The sequence below is a fragment of the Nitrospira moscoviensis genome, from assembly GCF_001273775.1.
Lineage (GTDB): Bacteria > Nitrospirota > Nitrospiria > Nitrospirales > Nitrospiraceae > Nitrospira_D > Nitrospira_D moscoviensis.
In genome coordinates, this window is sequence record NZ_CP011801.1 from 2,205,704 (window position 1) to 2,220,802 (window position 15,099).

General features: G+C 62.7%; 22 protein-coding genes. 10 read left to right on the plus strand and 12 right to left on the minus strand.

The annotated features are described in order from the left end of the window. Positions 1-8: 8 nt before the first annotated feature. Entirely contained in the window at positions 9-794 is a 786-nt protein-coding gene (locus NITMOv2_RS10915; RefSeq protein WP_053379890.1) for a hypothetical protein, read from the plus strand. A gap of 72 nt (positions 795-866) precedes the next feature. Here the strand turns inward: NITMOv2_RS10915 and NITMOv2_RS23895 are convergent, their stop codons facing one another. Beyond that, the gene (locus NITMOv2_RS23895; RefSeq protein ID WP_053379891.1) at positions 867-1,400 is read right to left on the minus strand and encodes a DUF4124 domain-containing protein; all 534 of its coding nucleotides are present in this window, start codon (positions 1,398-1,400) and stop codon (positions 867-869) included. Positions 1,401-1,541: 141 nt separating this feature from the next. Here NITMOv2_RS23895 and NITMOv2_RS23900 point away from each other — a divergent pair, with 141 nt between their 5' ends. Then, positions 1,542-1,979 (plus strand): hypothetical protein, encoded by a 438-nt coding sequence (locus tag NITMOv2_RS23900; RefSeq protein WP_187299433.1) that lies wholly within the window; start codon positions 1,542-1,544, stop codon positions 1,977-1,979. Between the two features lie 2 nt (positions 1,980-1,981). On the opposite strand, the gene NITMOv2_RS23905 is transcribed toward NITMOv2_RS23900, so the two are convergent. Next, positions 1,982-2,191, minus strand: a complete 210-nt coding sequence (locus tag NITMOv2_RS23905) for a putative signal transducing protein (RefSeq protein ID WP_238590511.1) — start codon at positions 2,189-2,191, stop codon at positions 1,982-1,984. Positions 2,192-2,283: 92 nt separating this feature from the next. Next, positions 2,284-2,568, minus strand: coding sequence for a hypothetical protein (locus tag NITMOv2_RS10935; RefSeq protein ID WP_053379894.1), 285 nt, complete (start codon positions 2,566-2,568; stop codon positions 2,284-2,286). Between the two features lie 59 nt (positions 2,569-2,627). On the opposite strand from NITMOv2_RS10935, the gene NITMOv2_RS10940 reads away from it, so the two are divergent. Continuing rightward, complete coding sequence (locus tag NITMOv2_RS10940; protein WP_053382065.1) at positions 2,628-3,362, plus strand: iron-containing redox enzyme family protein; 735 nt, start codon at positions 2,628-2,630, stop codon at positions 3,360-3,362. A 124-nt stretch (positions 3,363-3,486) separates the two neighbouring features. Beyond that, the gene (locus tag NITMOv2_RS10945; protein WP_053379895.1) at positions 3,487-4,284 is read left to right on the plus strand and encodes a formylglycine-generating enzyme family protein; all 798 of its coding nucleotides are present in this window, start codon (positions 3,487-3,489) and stop codon (positions 4,282-4,284) included. A 68-nt stretch (positions 4,285-4,352) separates the two neighbouring features. On the opposite strand, the gene NITMOv2_RS10950 is transcribed toward NITMOv2_RS10945, so the two are convergent. The 6 genes from NITMOv2_RS10950 to NITMOv2_RS10970 form a co-directional block, all read right to left on the minus strand. Beyond that, positions 4,353-5,615 carry a DUF1501 domain-containing protein gene (locus tag NITMOv2_RS10950; protein WP_187299434.1) on the minus strand — a complete coding sequence of 421 codons (1,263 nt, stop codon included), beginning with the start codon at positions 5,613-5,615 and terminating at the stop codon, positions 4,353-4,355. A gap of 102 nt (positions 5,616-5,717) precedes the next feature. Then, a complete protein-coding gene (locus NITMOv2_RS23910) occupies positions 5,718-5,882 on the minus strand; it encodes a hypothetical protein (protein WP_187299435.1) in 165 nt (54 codons plus the stop codon). After that, positions 5,879-7,873, minus strand: coding sequence for a DUF1800 domain-containing protein (locus NITMOv2_RS10955; RefSeq protein ID WP_053379897.1), 1,995 nt, complete (start codon positions 7,871-7,873; stop codon positions 5,879-5,881). Before NITMOv2_RS10955 ends, NITMOv2_RS23910 begins: the two co-directional genes overlap by 4 nt. A 210-nt stretch (positions 7,874-8,083) precedes the next feature. Then, positions 8,084-8,623: a hypothetical protein gene (locus NITMOv2_RS10960; protein ID WP_053379898.1), complete on the minus strand. Its 540-nt coding sequence runs from the start codon at positions 8,621-8,623 to the stop codon at positions 8,084-8,086. Positions 8,624-8,756: 133 nt separating this feature from the next. After that, positions 8,757-9,083, minus strand: coding sequence for a hypothetical protein (locus tag NITMOv2_RS10965; RefSeq protein ID WP_053379899.1), 327 nt, complete (start codon positions 9,081-9,083; stop codon positions 8,757-8,759). A 6-nt stretch (positions 9,084-9,089) separates the two neighbouring features. Next, entirely contained in the window at positions 9,090-9,311 is a 222-nt protein-coding gene (locus NITMOv2_RS10970) for an FmdB family zinc ribbon protein (protein ID WP_053379900.1), read from the minus strand. A gap of 66 nt (positions 9,312-9,377) precedes the next feature. On the opposite strand from NITMOv2_RS10970, the gene NITMOv2_RS10975 reads away from it, so the two are divergent. Further along, entirely contained in the window at positions 9,378-9,647 is a 270-nt protein-coding gene (locus tag NITMOv2_RS10975) for a hypothetical protein (RefSeq protein ID WP_053379901.1), read from the plus strand. Beyond that, positions 9,644-10,783 (plus strand): radical SAM family heme chaperone HemW, encoded by a 1,140-nt coding sequence (gene hemW, locus NITMOv2_RS10980; RefSeq protein WP_053379902.1) that lies wholly within the window; start codon positions 9,644-9,646, stop codon positions 10,781-10,783. The genes NITMOv2_RS10975 and hemW overlap by 4 nt, the downstream gene beginning before the upstream one ends. A gap of 215 nt (positions 10,784-10,998) precedes the next feature. Here hemW and NITMOv2_RS10985 read toward each other — a convergent pair whose 3' ends face one another. After that, the gene (locus NITMOv2_RS10985) at positions 10,999-11,358 is read right to left on the minus strand and encodes a hypothetical protein (RefSeq protein ID WP_053379903.1); all 360 of its coding nucleotides are present in this window, start codon (positions 11,356-11,358) and stop codon (positions 10,999-11,001) included. A 108-nt stretch (positions 11,359-11,466) separates the two neighbouring features. Here NITMOv2_RS10985 and NITMOv2_RS10990 point away from each other — a divergent pair, with 108 nt between their 5' ends. Beyond that, positions 11,467-11,664 carry a hypothetical protein gene (locus tag NITMOv2_RS10990; RefSeq protein ID WP_053379904.1) on the plus strand — a complete coding sequence of 66 codons (198 nt, stop codon included), beginning with the start codon at positions 11,467-11,469 and terminating at the stop codon, positions 11,662-11,664. Between the two features lie 50 nt (positions 11,665-11,714). On the opposite strand, the gene cax is transcribed toward NITMOv2_RS10990, so the two are convergent. Further along, a complete protein-coding gene (gene cax / locus NITMOv2_RS10995; protein WP_202967354.1) occupies positions 11,715-12,782 on the minus strand; it encodes a calcium/proton exchanger in 1,068 nt (355 codons plus the stop codon). Between the two features lie 227 nt (positions 12,783-13,009). Between cax and NITMOv2_RS11000 the strand changes: the two genes are divergently transcribed. After that, positions 13,010-13,312, plus strand: coding sequence for an ATP-dependent Clp protease adaptor ClpS (locus NITMOv2_RS11000; protein WP_238590512.1), 303 nt, complete (start codon positions 13,010-13,012; stop codon positions 13,310-13,312). A 22-nt stretch (positions 13,313-13,334) separates the two neighbouring features. Here the strand turns inward: NITMOv2_RS11000 and NITMOv2_RS11005 are convergent, their stop codons facing one another. Continuing rightward, positions 13,335-13,649 carry a hypothetical protein gene (locus NITMOv2_RS11005; RefSeq protein ID WP_145976279.1) on the minus strand — a complete coding sequence of 105 codons (315 nt, stop codon included), beginning with the start codon at positions 13,647-13,649 and terminating at the stop codon, positions 13,335-13,337. A 263-nt stretch (positions 13,650-13,912) separates the two neighbouring features. Here NITMOv2_RS11005 and NITMOv2_RS11010 point away from each other — a divergent pair, with 263 nt between their 5' ends. Both NITMOv2_RS11010 and NITMOv2_RS11015 read left to right on the plus strand, forming a co-directional pair. After that, a complete protein-coding gene (locus NITMOv2_RS11010) occupies positions 13,913-14,587 on the plus strand; it encodes a DUF3386 family protein (protein WP_053379908.1) in 675 nt (224 codons plus the stop codon). Between the two features lie 64 nt (positions 14,588-14,651). Next, a complete protein-coding gene (locus NITMOv2_RS11015) occupies positions 14,652-15,092 on the plus strand; it encodes a DUF5069 domain-containing protein (protein ID WP_053379909.1) in 441 nt (146 codons plus the stop codon). Positions 15,093-15,099 lie beyond the last annotated feature (7 nt).

Genomic DNA, 15,099 nt, shown 5'->3' on the forward strand with positions numbered 1-15,099 from the left:
GAGGGCTGATGCGGCTTCCGAGGACCTCCCGATTCATTCTCTTGATCCTGTCCGTGTCCGTCTGCACCGCTTTGATTGCGCTTCGTCCCGCTCATGCAGCTCCCTATTTCGAAGACGGATTCCTAGGCCTCACGCAGCAAGAGCTTCACGAGAAACTCGGCATGCCGCAGGCCGTGTGTGACCGCAAGTCGGCGCTGCGGGTGTTCACCTATTATCCCATCAGCGATTGGTTGAACTATTTCAGCAAGCTCGTCTCGCCGGAGAACGGCGAAGACGTCTACATCTTCAAGCGAGACGGCGTGGAGGTCCGCTATTCGTTTGGTTATGCGGTGGACCCGAACGATCAGAGCGAGACGCGACCCCTGTTCGTCAAGCTGGTCGATATCGAATTTTCGCCGCCGGTGCCGCTCTCGCAGATCCCGTCCTTGGTGCCGGAGTTCCGGCCGCCGACGGAGGCGGCCAGTCCCGTGTTTCGCTCGAACATCTGGCTGTTGCTGTTCAAAGGGAATCCGTCTCCGGCCGCGCGCTTCATCATCAAAGAAAAGGGCAAGGAGCAGTTGGATTGGTCGCTGGCCTACCAGCTGTTCTCGCTGCAAGGGCTGCCGGATCGGCTCACCACGAAAGCGACGATCGATCGGCTGGAAATCGGCGCCCAAAGCCTCCAACTCGTCAGACAACGGCAACGCCACACCCATGAAGCGATCCTGAACCCCTACTCGCCGGAGTTCGCACAGCAGGCCGCCGCGCCTGTGGCGCCGCCGAAGCCGATTCCGGTCCCCAAATATGCGGAGTAGCCCTTCGACAAGCTCGGGACGAGCGGTGTGATAAGAACTCAAGGACTGCCGGCCGAGCAGGCGGAGAGGATCTTACCGGGGCACTTGCTGGAGTCGATCCTGTTGGGCCTGCCCCGCGGCCGTCGCTTTCTGCTTCAGGACGTCCATCGGACCGCCGTCGCTCACGTACATGAGGACCGGCGTACCGATGCCGATTACGATCAACAGGCAAAACCCCAACATGCGCACCAGCTGGCTCTTGCTGAGGTACATCATCAGCAGCAACACGACCGCCGCGCCACCGGCGTAGGTCAGGATCCGCGCCTGGCCGTCGTTCAGCCCTTCGAGGCGCAGCGTGAAGGACGGCTTCGTGAACCCGAAGCGATTCACTTGATCGTTGACCGTTTGCTGGACCGATTCCATCACACCGGGCGGCTTGGGACCGGGCTGCTCGTGAGTCTTGACCCGCGCGCGATACTTCTCCGGAATCGTTTCGGGACTGTCGGTGTAAACCGGATTGCCGCGGTCGTCGACATAGGAATAGATGGTCACCGCCTGCGCGGTGCTGAGAGGCAAGAAGAGGGCGGAAACGAGACAGGCGGTGCGCGAAGATCTGAGTAGGCACATCGCGACACCCGTACAGGAGACGCCGTTCATGGACCCAGTATAGCGTGTGGTTCGATGGCGGCGAATGTATTCTTCATTTCCCCCCTCTTCCTTGACTCGCCGGGAGGCCGCTGTTAGCATGCGCGCGCCATGGGAGCCGTCATGAGTACCGAACCGGTGCCGATCGGCGATCACGCAGCCGAAGAACCGTCTTTCATCCGCCGCCGGCCCGTCCGAATCATCATCTACAGCGGACTGGCCGTCTTTTTTCTCTTGATGGTCGTGTGGCCGCTCATTACTCAGCTGCGCGATCCGGATTTTCAGAAGCACATCGAACAGCATCGGGTCATGGTCGGCATGTCGAAACAACAAGTTTTGCAGGCCTGGGGCGGCCCGCAAACGATCAATACATCCTTCACCAAGGACGGATTGCGGCGGGAAGAATGGATCTTCGAGGACTGGGAAAGCGCCGCGGTCGTCAAGCACCGTTATCTGTACTTCGAAGAGGGGGTACTGATCGGCGGATGGTACGAAGGTCCGGGCGAGCGCCGCGTCGCCGAGATGCCTCCAGACAAGCCGCACCCCAAGCTGTCCCGCTAGGATTACACCGCTTCGCGGATAGACAGGCGCAGCCAGCGGAGCAGCGTATCGGCCCGCGCCAGCTCCGACTCCTCGACCAGCACGCGCGAGCCGAGAAACGGCACGCCGGGATAGAGGCTGCTGACGTGCTCGCCATGGACGACATAGGCGATGCCGTTGCCTTCCAGCAGGCTTTTGATCATCGCGAGCTCGCCGACATTTTGTGCGTTCATCAGATGAACCAGCATGGTGCGTCGCTCAGGATCAGAATCACTCGCGTTCTTGCACTCCGGCGCAGTCCATCTTAGACTCGCTGGCGGTCGGTCTACGGAGTTTCGGTGATGCGCGCGCGGCGTTCCTGGCCGGGACCTCCGGAGATCGTCAGCACCCGTTTCCATTCGCGCACCTGGTACACCGCCCAGGCGTTCGGCTGGCCTTTGTAGAAGGCGGTGGGATCCTCGCCCGTCGCATTCAGGAAGATCGGCTCCGTAAAGCCCTCTTCCAGGACATAATCCAAGAGGGACTCCGTCGTGAAGCCCTTGCCCCGGAGGGCCACGTCGGCCAGCAGCGTCAGGATTTCGTCGGGATTCTGAACCGTGATCGCATTCATCGTCTGTGTGCGATTGTAACGACGGCTCTTTCAGGAAGGCAAGACAGATGGCGCCTCGCATGACGAAAGCTCGTTTCCTGGAGTCGCTCCTGTCCGTCATGGACGGCAAACACCATTGGGCCTGGGAGCACTTTGCCACGGGCCGGTTGACCAAGAAGCAATTGAAGATCCATTTTCAGCAGGAATATCACGTCTACGTCCGGGACTTCCCGGTCTTCCTCGCCCGCATCCACGGCAAGAATCCCCCGCCCGCCGCGCGGCGTATGCTGGCCGAGAACATCTACGAAGAAGATACGGGCGGACTGTCGCTCGGCAAATCGCATCCGGAATTGTTTCTGACGATGATGGAGGGGTTGGGATTCAGCGCGCGTGAGTTCGAGCGCATCCGGCCGCTTCCCGCCAGCCGGGCCTACCGTGCCTGGCTCGACCGGATGTCGAGCCATCGCGAGTGGGTCATGGGAGCCGCGACCCTGACCATTTTCGTCGAAGGCAGCGTGAAGGACCGAAAAGAACTACTTGAACCGTCCAAGCCGAAAGGCGCAGAAGATATAGAAGCAGTGATTCACGCCCATCCGCTTGTCCGCTACCATGGCTGTCCGCCGGAGGCCATGGATCTGATTCGCGCGCATCAATTGGTGGAGGCCGGACATCGTCATGATGCCTATGACATGGTGGTCAACTATACGCCTCCGGCGCTCCAACGGTCCGTCCTGGCCAATCTCACAAAGAGCCTCTCGCTCTGGTTCGCCTATCGTGACGCGGTGGCGAAGGCCTGCGGGATCACGAAGGCGTAGCGCGACGGTCTATCCGGTCTGTCTGGTCTATTTGGTCCTTCTCGTCAGCAATCAGCCCTTCGACTCGGCTCAGGGCCGTGAGCCTGTCGAACGGCCATCAGTCAGCTCCCAGATCCACGGCGATATGGCGCTCGTGCCGGCCGGCGAGTTCACGATGGGAACGCCTGAGGGAACGGACGGGTTGCCGGATGAACGTCCCGAGCGCCGGGTGTATCTGGGCACCTTCCTGATCGATCGATTCGAAGTCACGAATCGGTCGTACGCCGCCTTTGTCGAAGCCACCGGTCATCGCACGCCGACCAATACCAAGCCGTCCGTTACGCTGTGGAACAACGGAGGTCCGCTCCCGGGCATCGAAGACCATCCGGTGGTCAATGTCAGCTGGACCGATGCGGACGCCTTTTGCCGCTGGGCCGGCAAACGGCTTCCGACGGAAGCCGAATGGGAGAAAGCGGCGCGGGGAACCGACGGCCGCCGCTATCCCTGGGGGGCGGAGTGGGACATCGCCAAAGCGAACAGCGCCAGCTACTGGGCCGGGCGCACCGTGGAATTTCAGAGCAGCGCCGACTGGGACGCGTTTTGGCTGAAAGGAGACGGCGCGCGCCTTTCGAGAGAAAAGGGTGTGAACGGCGAAGTGCTGACGCTGCCGGTCGGCAGCTTTCCGAACGGCGCGAGCCCCTACGGCCTGCTCGACATGGCAGGGAACGCCGCCGAATGGGTCGCCGATTGGTACGATCCCAACTACTACAAATCAGCGCCGTTGTCGGACCCGCCGGGCCCGTCCAGAGGCGCGATCAAAGCCATGCGCGGCGGATCCTGGCTCAAGCCGGCGGTCAGCCTGCGAACGACGGATCGGGACTGGGGCGTCATGGACAGCAGGCCCAGCGGCACAGGATTTCGTTGCGCCAAAGATGCGCACTGATCCTTCGACAAGCTTCCTTCGACACGTTCAGGACAGGCCCTTCGTCGGACAGAGAACAGGTTCTTTGCTCACGCGAACAGACCCACCGGCGTGTGAGTGTAGCCGGGGAATACGGCTGCCAGGTCGCCGGCGCCTACGCCGAAATGTTTGCTGAGCACGTCGGCATACAGATCTCTGAACTCCACCGTCGCCCTGAGGTACCGCCCGCTGTCCAGATTGGCGTCGGCCAACGAGCCCGGCCATCCCGCCGCGCCGTGGTACAAGCCGCCCTTCATTGACCCGCCGATCAGGAACCAGGTCGACGCTTTCCCGTGATCCGTGCCTCCGCTGGCGTTCTGGCGCACCGTCCGGCCGAACTCCGTGCATGTCAGCAGCACCACGTTGCTCATCAGCGGCCCCAGATCGTCGACGAAGGCGCGGATCCCGCCGGCAAAGTCCGCCAGGCGGCCGGCCTGCCGGTTGGCCGCGGTCCCGCCGCCGCCCTGATCGTCGTGTGTGTCCCACCCACCGATATCCACGGTCGCCACTTCAAGCCCGAGCCCGGAGCGGATGATATGGGCCAAGTCCCACATTTCGCGCCCGAAGGTCGTAGCGGGATAGGTCGCGCCGTTCTGCGGCGCGGCCGGACCGATGCCTTCGATCGCCGCGACGCGGGCCAGCATGTCGGGGCCCAAAGCATGGAGGCTGTTCCGCGCCGGGTTGGTGGACGTCGACGCGGGGTCTTGTGCGTAGATGGCCCGGAAGTTCGAGTCCAACGTCGCACGGGATTGACCCAGCCGCGTGAAGCTCACCGAGGCGAGATCGGTCAGGGACGGCACCAAGACGGAGCCTCGGAGCGACTTGGCGACATCGTCGCCGATCGACGCCGCCCGCATGGCGGCCGCGCCGGCGGCGGGCACGGCCGCGAGATAGCGGTTGAGCCATCCGTCGCGGAGCTGGAAGAACCCGTGCTCGATGGTGTCCTGATCGGTGAAATGCGATTGTGTGCTGCCGGCGAATCCCACCGCCGTCACGATCGCCAGCCGGCCGCCGGTGAACAACGAATGCAGCGGCAGGATCGAGGGATGCATGGCGAAGCCGGTGCCCGGTAAATCGAGACCCGCGCCGTCCCCCGATCCCGGCGGAGGAATCCCGATCCCGCCTCCGGTCGAGCGCGGGCGGGCGGCGTAGTACTGCGGGTCGGTGTAGGGAACGATCGTGTTCAAGCCGTCATTGCCGCCCCGCTGAAAGATCACGACGAGGGTCTTGCCGGCATTCGTCGCGGCGTACGACCGTCCCGGCAGCAGCACCTCCAGAGGAAACATATTGGCGGCCAAGGCGGTCGCCGCCATGCCCGCGGCACGTTTAAGCAGGCTTCGCCGCGACATATGTTGGAACGTGGATGAGCAGCAGTGGCAGTGGTCCATCACAACAGCTCCTCGCGTGATTCAGGCCTACTGGTACAGGTAACGGGGATTCGCTAGCATGGTCCCCAACGTTCGATCCAGGGGCGTTTCGACGCTGGGGTTGTCGAGGTTGAAGGCCCCGGCGCTACGGAGCGTCGACAGGTAGATCTGATATTCGGAGGCGGTGACCTGCCGATCCATCGTGAGATTCAAGAGGAAGCAAGCACGTCCTCCTCCGTCTTCAGTCCCATCTGTTTCAGCCACATCCTGGTGAGGCCTCCCGTCGTATCGCTGCCGTAGCGCACGGTCGAGCCGAACCCCGGGATGGTGGCTTCATAGGCCAAGGCCACTTCATGGAACAGCACGTGCGTATTGAGCCAGTGGTCCGACTTTTCCTTGTAGCCGGTCGGCGGCGGCATCTCGAAGAGCCCTTGGCCGATGCGGGTCAGCCGGCTCCGGAACGGGTCGCGCGCAGACCACACGCCCAGATTGCGGTACAGGCCGACGACGAATTCCAACGGAGTTTTGGTCAAGGCCCGATAGTTCCGCACATCACGAAAGTCCGCCGACGTGAAGATCGCGATGAGGACTTTCCTGATGTCCCCGCCCGAATCGCTGAACACGGACGCCACCTCCGCAAGCAGAGACGGCGACGGCGTTTCACTCACAAAATATTCGCACAGTTTCTTCGCCAGGTGCTTGCCGGTCGCGGGATGAGCGGCGGCGATCTGGAGGACACGCTCCCCTTCGCCGGGTCCGGTCCCGTCGAATGGGATCGTCTGCCCGAGGACCGACTTGGCGCCGGGACTGTGCCGGCTCGGCACAAAGCGGAATCCCGGCGCCGGACCCTGCGGTGTATCCCAGCCGGTGAAGGTCTTGGCGGCCTCCACGATATCGGCCTGCGTATAGCCGGCCGGCTTGCCTTGCTCGTCGACACCCAACGTGTGCAGCTCCAATACCTCGCGCGCGTAGTTTTCGTTCGGGCTCTCTTTCACGTTCACGTCCGTGTTGAGGTAGACCATCATCGCGGGACTTTTCGCGCTCGCGAGCAGCAGGTCGATGAAACGATCGTAGGCCCTCGCGCGCAACGCCTCGTTTTCGTATAGCTCATACTGGCCGGCGAAATGGGACCGGTAGTCCGTGTTGAAGTGGTTGTCCCAAAAGTAGACCATTTTTTCGAACAGCTGCCGCCGGCTGTGCATCTTTCGGATCAGATCGTAATCCTGCAATTGGGTGAGAGTGGGAACCAGCAGGCTCGGATCGTCCTCATGCGGCCGCCAGTTCGCCTTATCCTGCGCCAGCAACTGGTCCGCCGTGCCGTCGAGAATGGGAATCGCCGGAGGCAGCGGCGCGGTGGAATGGAGGGTGGTGGGCCAGGGCCGCGCGGGGTCCAAACCCAATTGCTCTTTCAGGTGGCGATCCGCCCAGTCAATGGCCTGGGCGGCGTTCATGTGCGAGATCGCATTGAGTTGATTCGGCGTGCCGCCGAAGGTCGCGCGGCTCAAGACATGATAGGCAAACCAATTCGCCGGAGGAGCCGGAAGCCCTGCCGCCGGCTGGGCCAACGGAGGAGCCGGAGGAGCCGCGACTTCGACAGGGCCCGCCGCCGGCGTCGTGATGATGCGGGCGATGCCGGGAATCTCTTTCAACAAGCGCTGGAGATTGCGCGGCATCGGGAGAGGAGCCGGAGCGCTGCCCATGATCGACCCGCCCGCCGTAGCAGGTCCGGCCGGGGCGGCGAGAGAACCGGCCGGAACCGCCGGAGGAGCGCCGGAAAGCAGTGGAGCGGCGAACGCCGCTGACGACACCGCCGGCGCCGGCGCGCCGGCCGCATCGAGCGCGGGCATCGACGCCACCGCATGACTGGGATTCTCGACCGGCCGCTGATCGCTCATCGGCTCGGGAAACGGGGCCATTCGCCGTCCGTCCGATTTGCCGCCGCGCTGGGTGGATTTTTTCCGCGGGACTGTTTTTGTCGCAACCTTTCCTCCCTCCGGCTTCTGCTCCACCACCCCGCTCGTCCCGGCGATGCCGTCTATCGGCCGCAGCAGCGAGTGCCGTGTTTTCACGCCGGCGCCGGTGTCCGGCGCCTGATGGGCCGACGAGAGAAGCGGCGCCAACAACGACCCGGCAACGAGGCACCAGGCTCCCCACTGGGCGGCCGGCTTTGAGGTTCGGTGACTCTCGATGAGGGGCACATGCATACAAACCTCCTGCATCTCGACGCGAAAACGCTCTTGAGCAAGAGCAGTACCCCTGCCGATCGGGTTCGGTTCGCCGGTGCAATGTATGGAGAAATCGCGACTCTTGGCGGGGCTCGGACGATCTCGGTGACTGAGGCGACCTACAGGTCCGCGGTCTCGGCGCAGCGGCGGGTGTGCAGATTGGAACCGAACTGTAGGATGGCGTCCACGCTACCGGGCGTGATGCAGATAGAGAATCTGCTCGATGCGGACGACCGGCATGATGAGACCCAAGCCCTCCTGATCATGCGAGAAGTCGTACACGACGGATTCATCCGGAACGAGCACGCCGGCCATGACGACGTCGATTTCCACCGCCTCCCCCTGCTCCATCCGCTTTTGCAACAGCTGCAACTGATCAGCCGGAGGAACGGCGATCAGATCGCCCGGGAGGTCGTCATATTTGAAGCGGACCAAACCCCAATTGGTTGTGATGAATGTCGGCCCCAGCGCAACATGGAATCCCCCCGATTCAGCGTCATACCCGGACAACTCTCCGCTCCAAAGGAACGCGATCCGGCGGCGCAGCAGTTCGTGACCTGCCCGCGCTTCGTCGCGCTCCCGGTTCAGGCGGAACAACCGTTCGTCATGATCGGGATCGTGATGCCCATGGCCATAGACGCGCGCCCAATCCGGCGGCGCGCCTTCCAATCTCTCAAGGAACCGCTCGACGGACGCCGCATCGATCAACAATTCGGTACCGGCTGCCAAGTACGGTTGTACCTCCGCCGGACGAAGTGAACGCAACGGACTTAAGCCCGGCTGTTCGTGGGCGAAGAGCGGCTGACTTGCGGCAAGGAGCAACCCGGCGGTGAGGGTCACCGTGAAGGCGGGATTCAGCGGATCAGTCCGATCCGGCCTGTGCCATTTTCTGTTCAAAGGAGAGCCGCAGGGATCGTCCTGCCTCATGAGATGGATCCAGCACCCCGGCGCGGATCAAGACATCGAGTCGCGGGCCCGGATCGAGACGCGCCAGCGCCGCAGGAGTGAGCGGCGTGGTCTCGATGACTTTCCGATAGGTCTGCAGCCAGGATTCCGTCACGGCCCGCAGGCCGGCATCGGTCGGCTTCATCTTCCCCAACGTCACCTGCTGCAACAGTTTGATGAGGGGGTCCGATTGCGAGATCGCGGCGATCGCCCGTTGGAGGGCCGCGTCGTGGACATCCGACATCGGCGTTCAGTTCATCGAGCAGGCGCCGGGACCCCGAGGATCGCCGCAGCTGCCGCAAGGACCGCCCCCGGACGGCGCCCAGCCGCCCGTCGCGCCGACGCCGAAGGCGGAAAATTGCTTGTCCAATTTGGTGGTGCGGCACTTCGGACAGGCCGCTTCGGTCGATCCCTGCACCAGCAGCTCGAAGCGGTGATTGCATTCACGACAGACATATTCGAAGATAGGCATGACCGCTCTCCTTGTGTGAGCGGTATTATAAAGTCGCCCTATCGGGAGCGCAACGACAGGAGCCTCATGTACCAGGAAGAAAAGACGTTCACGCTCAAATTTTCCCTCGAAGCGTCCTTTCCGGACGACTACGAAGGCGAGGACGACCAGCAGGCCTGGGTGCGCGAATGGGAGGCGCTGATCAAGCCGGAGTTGTTGAAGCAGGTGTTCGAAACGCTGCGCCGGCAGCCGGGCTGGACGTCGCATGTGCGCAATCGCGGGGCCTCTCCGGCGGATGAAATCGAGGTTGTGCTGGCGCGGGACTTTTCTCAGCTCCGGCCGTTTTCACTCCCATGACGGCGCCCAGAGACATCGGCCTCTATGTCCACGTGCCGTTCTGCCGGCAACGCTGCCACTTCTGCGCTTTTTATCTGGAGGTCGCCCGGCCCGAGCGCATCGATGCCTTTTGCCGGGCGCTGGCACGGGAGATCCACCTCTACAGAGAGGCCGATCCGCTTGCGGGCCGAAACCTCATCAGCATCTATTTCGGCGGCGGGACCCCGACCGCCATGCCCGCCCTGAAGTTGATCGCGCTGCTCGATCTCGTTCGCGCCGCTTGGCCAGTCGGTCCATCGGCTGAAATTACGGTTGAAGCGCATCCCGCCACGGTGACGCGGGATGATCTGCATATGTTGGCGGATGCCAGCGTCACGCGCGTCAGCTTCGGCGCCGAATCGATGCAGCAGGACGAGTTCGGGAAGATCGGCCGACCGGGCACCGTACGGGAAACCGAGGCCGCTGTGGCGGACGCCAAGGCGGCCGGGATCGCCAATATCAATCTGGATCTCATGTATGGATTGCCGGGCCAAACGGTGGACTCATGGGCGAAGACGTTGGACGCGGCGCGCTCGCTCGACCCGGCGCACCTGTCCTGTTACGCGCTGACGATCGAAGAGGGAACCAGGCTCGCTCACGACATTGGCCGGGATCTCGTGGCCGCGCCGGACGAGTCGCAGCAGGTGGAAATGGAGGCCGCCGCGGAAGAGATGTTGACGGCGGCCGGATTCCGCCGCTATGAAATTTCCAACTATGCCAAACCCGGATGGGAATGTCGGCACAATCTCTTGTATTGGACGGGCCAGGATTACCTGGGACTCGGCCCGAGCGCCCAATCGTATGTGAACGGCGTGCGGTTCGGCGACATCGCGGATCTCACCGCGTACGTCGAGTGCCTGCGGAACGGCCGACTGCCCGTAGCCGAGCGAACGGAACTGTCCCCTGCGCAGCAGCAACGCGACGCGCTGGTGTTCGGCCTCCGTCTGATCGAGGGAGTCCCGCAGGAACGGGTTGATACAGCGCTCGCAACCCCGCAGTCACAAGCTGCGCTGGCCGGCCTCGTCGCCAGCGGGCTCATGGAGTCGGAGGCAGGCCGGCTGAAGCTGACGCGGTTGGGACAGCGTTACGCAGATACGGTGGCGGGAGACCTGTTTTGATGCTAGTAACTGATCGCAACCTACGGATGCTCAAACAGCTATCCAACGAGACCGCAGGTGCGGAACAACCGGAGACGTACCCTCTGGGGCGCAGGGTGCGACGAATAAGGAGCGCCGCGGTTTGTGCGCGCCGCCGAGTTAGTGAGGCGGCTGGGTCCCCGTTGAGGATTGTTTCGAGCCGAGAACGAAGTTGGGAGCCTGTTTCAGCATCCGGCTCAGTGACGAACAACTAAGACGTGCAATGCCGCGTCCGCGAGAATGCCGCCCCAGGCGAGCGCGTTGAGGCGCACCAACGAGTGATTGCCGCGCTTCCAGAAGTGGACCAGCGCCAGCACCAGACACACTTGCGTGAGCAGCGAAAACGGCCGGTGCAGATGCGCGGAGACGACGCCCCGCTCACTCGCGATGGCCGAGGCCGCCGCCAGGAAGTAGCAGGCGAATGCGCCGACCTGGAGCCAGCGGCCTTTCCCCTCTTCTCCCTTGCGGATCACAAACACCATGGCCCATGTGAGACAGACGATGACAAGGAGGAGCAGCAAGGGAAACAGCGGCCACCAAACTTTGGCGTCGAGCATGGCTCGAACTGTAGCAGTCCGCCCCGACCCGGTCAATTCACGGCTGCCCGGACATTGACAAGTCGATCGCAACGGGAGGAGACTATCCGGCGAGCAGCGAGGCGAACCATGCCAGTCAACATGGATCCATCCAAAAAGCGCAGAAAACACCAGGCGCCGCCACTGGCTTCCCCGAGCGAAGAGCCGTCGCGGCAATCCCATGAATTCGGCGAAGAAACCGCGGCCGATCGTGAAAAAGATATGGCCGACGCCGAATGGAAGAATCTCTGGGACGCGACCGAAGTGATCGACATGGACAAGATCTGAACGGCGTTCATCCTGAGCTTGTCCAAGGGGAGAGCTGGACGGTCGTTCCGCTATGCGGGTAAAAAATAGAACGCCACCGCCAGCATCGCGTAGACGCCGAGCAACATGACGCCTTCCATCCAGTGCGACTCCCCGTCCATCGAAACGAAGCCGAGAATCAGCACCGACATCGTCACCGCCGCCACTTCGAACGGCGTAAAGATCAGATCCAGTGGATGGCCGCCGATCGCGTAGCTGGCGAACACGAGCACCGGCGCGACGAAGAGCGCGATCTGCATGCTGGACCCCACCGCGATGCCGAGCGCCAGGTCCATCTTGTTCTTCATCGCCATCAGCACCGCGGAGGAATGTTCGGCCGCGTTGCCGACCAGGGCCACGAGAATGACGCCGACAAACACCTGGGTCAGCCCCAACTGATGCGCCGCCGGCTCGATGGCCCCGACCAGCACCTCGCTCATCACGCCGATCAGAATCGCGACGGCCGTGAGCACGCCCAGCGAGAGCCGATAGCTCCACGGCCGTCCACCCAGATCGCCGGCATCGTGCGACCCGCCGGCAAAGACATGCCGGTGGGTCTTGAGCGAAAAGGCGAGGCTGAGGCAGTAGATGACGAACAGGACAACGGAGATGAGCAGGCTGAGCTCGTGCTCGATCCTCACGCCGCGGTCGGCGGCGGTGAAATGAAACAGCGCGGGAATAATGAGGCCGACGGCGGCCAGCACGAGCAGGCTCGAGCCCAGGCCGGCGGCCGTCTGGTTGAACCGTTGCCGCTCGTACTTCATGCCGCCCGCGATCATGGACGCGCCGAGGACGAGCAGCACGTTGCCGATGATCGATCCGGTAAGCGACGCTTTCACGACGTCGTGCAGCCCTTCGCGCAGCGCCACGAGGGCGATGATCAATTCGGCCGCGTTGCCCAGCGACGCATTTAACAGGCTGCCGATGCCGGCACCGACGTGGCACGTGAGATGTTCCGTGGCGCGTCCCAGGAGGCCGGCGAGCGGAATGATCGCCAGCGCGCTCGCCCCAAACACCAGGAGCGCGTCGGCCTTCAGCACATCGAGGGCCACCGCGACGGGGATGAAAATCAGCAGGAGGTCCAGCCGGGATGCAAACACGTGTCGCACACCCGGACGGTAGCACGGCGGACCGGCTTTGTCGATGAAACTCCGTCGCCCGCGGCGCCGCTTCCCAATCCGTTCGACTATGGGTTTGCCCTGCTGAAAACATCGGGCGCGCTGGTGTATACAGTACGACTTGCCTGGGAAACACGGAGCACGATGCTTTGCATGCGGAGAATGAGAAGCCCGAGAGACGCGGGTAGCCGCTCCCTGCCGCGCTCTTCATGACTATGCCCACACCGGCCACTCCCCAAACGATTCCCGACATCACGGAAGACGTCCAGACCGGATCCGGCGACGGATTCGAAGCGCGCGTGATCGTCTACAACTGCGACTGCCACACCTATCAACAGGTCATCGACTTGTTCTGCCGCTTCATCCCCGGCATGACGTCGTCGAAAGCCTTCGAGCTGGCCTATCGCATCGATCACGAGGGCGAAGCCATGGTGTTTGCCGGCGCGTCGGAACAGGCGGAGGAGATCGCGGCGAAACTGGCCGGCGGCGGACTGCGGGTGTCCGTGCAATAGCCGCGTGCCATCGGCCGGCGCGTTACTTGTGCCTGGCTTTGGGCTTGGAAGATTTGGCGCCGGCGGATTTCGCCGGCTTGGCGGCGCGAGCGGGTTCTTTCGCCGTTTTGCCCGCACCTTTGGAAGAGGACTTGCCGCCCTTGCCCGGCTTGACCGGGACTATGTAGGTTGAGGACTTGTTGACCTTGGCCAGTTGATCGCCGCTGAGCACACGAACCTGGTACAGCTCAAAAAGTTTGCTGATCGCCTTGGCGTCGCCTTTCCGCGCCGCATTGAGCAGCCGGCGGCGTTGGTTCATTTCCTCTTCTTCAGTGTGGGAAGCAGCTCGTCGTTCCATGCCCGTCCTTTCTGAACCGGCTCAATGCTGAGCGCAGCGGCGTCGGCCGCCTGCCCGCGGCGCCAAAAAAATCGGCGAAGTATATCAGAATCAAGGGGAATTTTGGAACACTGATGTTGCCGGGACAGGACGGCCACCTCAAATCCTCCGTTGCGCCTCCAGGGCGTAGGGTGCCGCCGCCGGGGAATTCACCATTGAGCGGGCTTTCGAGTGCCGGGTATAATCCCCGCACAATCACTCCAACTCTGAAGAGGAGATGCACCGTGGAACATCATAAACAGGAACAGCCCACCGTTGCCGATGATCCGAAAGCCCGCGAACTCCTGCGCAAGGCCTTCGAGCAGACGGCCCGGTGGCAAAAAGATTTCAAAGGCTTTACGGCCGATTTGACCGTGAACATCAACGGCAAGGAAACAAGCGGACCCGTGATGGTGAAAGGGCCGCGGGAAGTTACGGTGCAGCTCGGCGACGCGGACGTCCAGAAATGGGCCCAGGAACAACTGGGCATGATCGCCGTCCATCGCGGTCCCCGAAGCTTCGAGCAGTCGGACGGCCAATACGTGCTCACGATGGAGGAGGACGGGCACCCCTTCGGCACCAAACTGATCATTCACGGCTCCAATTCGTTCTACCGCATCAAGGACAACCGCATAACGCAGATCAACCGCAGGATGGCCCATCCCGGCAGGGCGCCGTTCGCCTTCACGATCAACGTCGAAGACAGCGCCGTGACGCAGGACGGGAAAAATCTCACCACGCGCTACACGGTTTATTACTATTCGCCCACGGACGGGAAATTGAACAACGTCGAAAGTTTCACGGACACGCACGTGCGCGTCGGCGCCTCCGACCTGCCCGCCACGCGCCGCATCATCGCGTTCGAAAACGGCGATGTGGTCGTGAAAAACCTGACGTTTAAGAACCACAAGCTGCTCTGATTCTTCCTCTTCCTTTCCCACCCTCTCCCGTCGGGGGAGAGGGGCAGGGTGAGGGGGATATCCCATGGATCTCCGCACCGCATTTCCCAGAAGCATGAAAGAGAAGCTCTCGGGCTACGTCCATCTGGCGCGCATGATCGACAAGTGCCGCGCCGTGCTCGCCGGCACCGAAGGCGAATACATCTATCCCTGTCCCATGGACGAGCGGTTGTTGGACTTTGCCGGAATAACCAGCGAGCAGTTCACGGCCGCCGTGAAGGCTAATCCCACCGACGAAGGCGTCGTCGCCTGGTTCCGCCAAGCGGCGAAGCCTCACTCCCCTGCCGAGCTGGAGCAATGGAACCGTGCCCTGCTGCGCCGCGGGCCGAGCTCTCCCGAAAGCGCCGAGCGATTCAAAAAGTATCGCGACGCCATTGATCCGTCCCGCTCCGATATTACCGCATGGTCGGATCTGCAAGATTTGGAAGAAGGCCGACCGGTTCCCCGAAGAGAACCGGTGGCATGATTGTCCG

Bases quoted from the DNA above. Each gene is read 5' to 3' on its own strand.
- NITMOv2_RS10990 (WP_053379904.1), top strand. From the start codon at position 11,467: ATGCCAGTCAACATGGATCCATCCAAAAAGCGCAGAAAACACCAGGCG.
- NITMOv2_RS10970 (WP_053379900.1), bottom strand. From the start codon at position 9,311: ATGCCTATCTTCGAATATGTCTGTCGTGAATGCAATCACCGCTTCGAG.
- NITMOv2_RS23895 (WP_053379891.1), bottom strand. From the start codon at position 1,400: ATGTGCCTACTCAGATCTTCGCGCACCGCCTGTCTCGTTTCCGCCCTC.
- NITMOv2_RS23905 (WP_238590511.1), bottom strand. From the start codon at position 2,191: ATGAACGCACAAAATGTCGGCGAGCTCGCGATGATCAAAAGCCTGCTG.
- NITMOv2_RS10950 (WP_187299434.1), bottom strand. From the start codon at position 5,615: ATGGCGGCGACCGCCTTGGCCGCCAATATGTTTCCTCTGGAGGTGCTG.
- NITMOv2_RS23900 (WP_187299433.1), top strand. From the start codon at position 1,542: ATGAGTACCGAACCGGTGCCGATCGGCGATCACGCAGCCGAAGAACCG.
- NITMOv2_RS11000 (WP_238590512.1), top strand. From the start codon at position 13,010: ATGACTATGCCCACACCGGCCACTCCCCAAACGATTCCCGACATCACG.
- NITMOv2_RS11015 (WP_053379909.1), top strand. From the start codon at position 14,652: ATGGATCTCCGCACCGCATTTCCCAGAAGCATGAAAGAGAAGCTCTCG.
- NITMOv2_RS10965 (WP_053379899.1), bottom strand. From the start codon at position 9,083: ATGTCGGATGTCCACGACGCGGCCCTCCAACGGGCGATCGCCGCGATC.
- NITMOv2_RS10955 (WP_053379897.1), bottom strand. From the start codon at position 7,873: ATGCATGTGCCCCTCATCGAGAGTCACCGAACCTCAAAGCCGGCCGCC.
- NITMOv2_RS10940 (WP_053382065.1), top strand. From the start codon at position 2,628: ATGACGAAAGCTCGTTTCCTGGAGTCGCTCCTGTCCGTCATGGACGGC.
- NITMOv2_RS10915 (WP_053379890.1), top strand. From the start codon at position 9: ATGCGGCTTCCGAGGACCTCCCGATTCATTCTCTTGATCCTGTCCGTG.
- NITMOv2_RS10985 (WP_053379903.1), bottom strand. From the start codon at position 11,358: ATGCTCGACGCCAAAGTTTGGTGGCCGCTGTTTCCCTTGCTGCTCCTC.
- NITMOv2_RS10975 (WP_053379901.1), top strand. From the start codon at position 9,378: ATGTACCAGGAAGAAAAGACGTTCACGCTCAAATTTTCCCTCGAAGCG.
- NITMOv2_RS10935 (WP_053379894.1), bottom strand. From the start codon at position 2,568: ATGAATGCGATCACGGTTCAGAATCCCGACGAAATCCTGACGCTGCTG.
- NITMOv2_RS11005 (WP_145976279.1), bottom strand. From the start codon at position 13,649: ATGGAACGACGAGCTGCTTCCCACACTGAAGAAGAGGAAATGAACCAA.
- hemW (WP_053379902.1), top strand. From the start codon at position 9,644: ATGACGGCGCCCAGAGACATCGGCCTCTATGTCCACGTGCCGTTCTGC.
- NITMOv2_RS10945 (WP_053379895.1), top strand. From the start codon at position 3,487: ATGGCGCTCGTGCCGGCCGGCGAGTTCACGATGGGAACGCCTGAGGGA.